The 3,630-nt window shown below is 41.3% G+C and carries 3 protein-coding genes; all 3 read left to right on the forward strand.

What is annotated here, in order from left to right; genetic code table 11:
• Nucleotides 1–160 precede the first annotated feature (160 nt).
• Genes QZ379_RS12270 through pdxB form a run of 3 tightly spaced genes read left to right on the forward strand, consistent with a single transcriptional unit; the run spans nt 161 to nt 3,580 of the window.
• Nucleotides 161–691, forward strand: a complete 531-nt coding sequence (locus QZ379_RS12270) for a gamma carbonic anhydrase family protein (RefSeq protein WP_291565269.1) — start codon at nt 161–163, stop codon at nt 689–691.
• A gap of 22 nt (nt 692–713) precedes the next feature.
• Entirely contained in the window at nt 714–2,546 is a 1,833-nt protein-coding gene (locus tag QZ379_RS12275; RefSeq protein WP_291565271.1) for an ABC transporter ATP-binding protein, read from the forward strand.
• Nucleotides 2,547–2,569: 23 nt separating this feature from the next.
• Nucleotides 2,570–3,580: a 4-phosphoerythronate dehydrogenase PdxB gene (gene pdxB, locus QZ379_RS12280; protein WP_291565274.1), complete on the forward strand. Its 1,011-nt coding sequence runs from the start codon at nt 2,570–2,572 to the stop codon at nt 3,578–3,580.
• The last annotated feature ends 50 nt before the right edge of the window (nt 3,581–3,630 follow it).

The following is a 3,630-nucleotide window of genomic DNA, read 5'->3' on the forward strand; positions in this document are numbered from 1 at the left end:
GAGTACTTTTTTTATTAAAAAATTTAATTATACCCACCCCGTATTATTTAAATAGATAAAGAAACTACAGTTTTATTGAAAATAGAATTAACTCAGAACTGAGGTAAAAGAATAAATTTGTACTTTTGCCTTTGATAAAAATTTTATACTTTTTCTTAGTATGGCTTTAATTAAATCAGTAAGAGGATATACCCCAAAAATGGGAAAGAACTGTTATCTTGCAGATAATGCTACGATAATAGGCGATGTAGTAATGGGAGATGATTGCAGCATATGGTTCAACACTGTATTGAGAGGAGATGTAAACTCCATACGGATAGGCGACAGAGTAAATATACAGGACGGAACTGTACTGCATACGCTATATGAAAAGTCGGTTGTCGAAATAGGAAATGATGTTTCAATAGGCCATAACGTCACTCTGCACGGTGCATGCGTGAAGGACAACGCACTTATCGGGATGGGGTCTACCCTGCTTGACCATGCCGTAGTGGGAGAAGGAGCCATCGTTGCAGCCGGAGCATTGGTATTGGCAAACACTCAGATAGAATCGCACACACTGTGGGGAGGAGTGCCGGCCAAATTCATCAAAAAGGTTGACCCTGAACAAAGTAAGGAGTTAAACCAGAAAATAGCCAACGGGTATCTTATGTATGCATCGTGGTTCAAGGAGGAAGAAAATAAAGATTAATATAAACTAACCATATATATAGATGAAGGAATTTTTCAATCTACTCAGACGATTTGTCTCGCCGTATAAAAGATTTGTGGCATGGGCGATAATGCTGAACATACTTTCGGCCATATTCAACGTATTCTCGTTTTCACTGCTGATACCGATACTGAACATTCTGTTCAAGACAGACGGTGGAAACAAGGTATATACATTCATGGAATGGGGAAGCGCACCTCTGAAAGACACTGTTGTGAATAACTTCTACTACTATGTGTCGCAACTTATAGAGGTTTACGGTCCTTCTACCACACTGCTGTGGCTGGGATTGTTCCTTGGAGGCATGACACTGCTCAAGACAGCCTGCTACTTCGGCTCGTCAGCCGTAATGATTCCACTCCGTACGGGCGTAGTGCGCGACATAAGAACACTGGTATATTCAAAAATCATGTATCTGCCACTGAATTTCTTCTCCTCGGAAAGGAAAGGTGACATAATAGCCAGAATGAGCGGTGACGTGACAGAAATAGAAACATCCATAACAAGTTCGCTGGATATGCTGCTGAAGAATCCTATTCTCATCCTGTCGTATTTCGCGACACTGTTTGCAACCAGCTGGCAACTTACTGTATTTACACTCCTCGTACTGCCTACTATGGGATGGGTTATGGGACAGGTAGGAAGAAAACTCAAAAGAAAATCACTCGAGGCACAGGACAAGTGGAGCGAAACTATGTCGCAGCTGGAAGAAACTCTTGGCGGACTGAGAATCATAAAGGCATTCGTGGCTGAAGAGAAAATGATAAACCGTTTCAACAAGTGCAGCAACGAGTTCAGACAGGCTACCAACAAGGTGGCTACACGCCAGGCTTTGGCTCACCCTATGAGCGAGTTCCTTGGTACAATACTTATAGTCATTGTATTATGGTTCGGAGGTTCACTGATATTGGGCGAGAAATCATCCATCGACGCGCCTACATTCATATTCTATATGGTGATTCTGTACAGTGTAATAAACCCACTGAAGGATTTCTCAAAGGCTGGATACAGCATCCCGAAAGGTCTTGCATCAATGGAGAGAGTTGACAAAATCCTGAATGCACAGAATAATATAGTAGAAAAGAAAGATGCCCGACACATAAGCGAACTGAAAGAGGAAATAGCATTCGAAAATGTATCATTCAGCTATGGCGAGAATGAGATTTTGCACGAGATCAACCTTAAGATAAAGAAAGGTGAAACCATAGCCCTCGTGGGACAAAGCGGTTCCGGGAAATCGACATTGGTAGACCTCATTCCGCGTTTCCATGACGTGCAGAAAGGAAAGATCATGATAGATGGCGTGGACATCAAAGATTTGGCAGTAAAGGACTTACGCTCGCTTATTGGTAACGTAAACCAGGAGGCAATCCTGTTTAACGACACTTTCTTCAACAATATCACCTTCGGAGTAGAAAATGCTACAATGGAACAGGTGATAGAGGCTGCAAAAATAGCCAATGCACATGATTTCATTATGGAAACCGAAGAAAGATATAACACAAACATCGGCGACAGAGGATGCCGTCTGTCGGGCGGACAGCGTCAGAGAATTTCAATAGCAAGAGCCATACTGAAAAATCCTGCCATACTGATACTGGACGAGGCTACATCGGCACTCGACACCGAAAGCGAAAGATTAGTACAGGAAGCTCTTGAAAGACTGATGAAGACACGTACGACAATAGCCATCGCACACAGACTGTCTACCATCAAGAATGCAAATACAATATATGTATTGTATGAAGGAAGAATTGTAGAAAGCGGCAAACATGAAGAACTGCTGCAAAAGAACGGCTATTACAAAAGGCTGAACGACATGCAGGCTTTGTAAGCCCAAAACACTTAAAGAAGAAGATGAAAATAGTTGTTGACAATAAAATCCCTTATATCAGGGAAACGTTGGCAAAGATTACTGACAATGTAGTTTATCTGCCGGGGAATGAGATTGATGCAAAATCAGTAAAAGATGCAGATGCACTGATTACAAGAACGAGAACCAAATGCAATAAACAGCTTTTGGAGGGCAGCAATGTGAAATTCATAGGAACTGCCACTATCGGTTTCGACCATATTGATACCGAATATTGCAAGGAAGCCGGCATAACGTGGAAAAACTGTCCCGGATGCAACGCCGGGGCTGTAGAGCAATATGTACATGCAGTTTTAAGTCTGCTTGAAAAAGAAAAAGGAATGGACTTGGCAAACACCTGCATCGGAATAGTAGGAGTAGGACACGTTGGCTCCAGGATAATGCGACTTGCCGAAAGATTGGGTATGAAAGTACTGCTTAATGACCCGCCAAGAAAAGATAGCGGAGAAAAGGGATTCGTATACTTGGAAACTTTGGCAAGAGAATGCGATATCATTACTTTCCATACACCTCTTATAAAAGATGGCAAATACAAGACGTTTCATCTGGCAGACAGACATTTCTTTGAATCTGTACGCAAAAGGCCTGTGATAATAAATACGTCAAGGGGCGAAGTGATTGATACGGAAGCTATCCTTGATGCTTTAAATAAAGAACTCATCTCAGAAGCTGTAATAGACGTGTGGGAGAACGAACCGAACATTAATCTGGAACTGCTAAAAAGAGTTTTTGTCGGTACTCCACATATAGCCGGCTACTCAGCAGACGGAAAGCTTAATGCCACTACTATGACATTAAAATCTTTATGCGATTTTTTCGGAATAGATATGAATATCGACTTGTCACTGCCGGAAGATTTGATTAAGCCTGAATCATCAATGAGTGAGAATGATATACTCCTGAACTATAATCCTAAAAATGACTACAATATCTTATTGGCTCACCCGGAGGATTTTGAAAAATTAAGAGGAAATTACAGACTCAGAAAAGAGTAATAAACAAATTTTTTCGGTTTTTGAAGAGATTTTCATGCACAATATACATG

This window comes from Bacteroides sp., assembly GCF_019417265.1.
In the GTDB taxonomy this organism is placed as follows: Bacteria; Bacteroidota; Bacteroidia; order Bacteroidales; family Bacteroidaceae; genus Phocaeicola.